The following is a 252-nucleotide window of genomic DNA, read 5'->3' as shown; positions in this document are numbered from 1 at the left end:
ATGGGGGGACGCAGTAGGATAGGCGAAGCGTACGATTGGATTGTACGTCTAAGCAGTGAGATTGAGTGTTAGGCAAATCCGGCACTCTTAAGATTGAGCTGTGATGGGGAGAGGAAATTGTTTCCTCGAGTCGTTGATTTCACACTGCCGAGAAAAGCCTCTAGATAGAGATTAGGTGCCCGTACCGCAAACCGACACAGGTAGTCAAGATGAGAATTCTAAGGTGAGCGAGCGAACTCTCGTTAAGGAACT

Annotated in this window: 1 rRNA gene; it reads left to right on the top strand. The window is 48.4% G+C overall.

The window, feature by feature from the left end:
- Window positions 1–252 (top strand): 23S ribosomal RNA (locus HMPREF2953_RS00200); the annotation flags it as partial.

This window comes from Staphylococcus sp. HMSC072E01 (genome assembly GCF_001814125.1).
GTDB classification, from domain to species: domain Bacteria; phylum Bacillota; class Bacilli; order Staphylococcales; family Staphylococcaceae; genus Staphylococcus; species Staphylococcus hominis.
The sequence above is the reverse complement of the archived record's forward strand: the minus strand, read 5'-3'. Positions and strand labels throughout refer to the sequence as shown.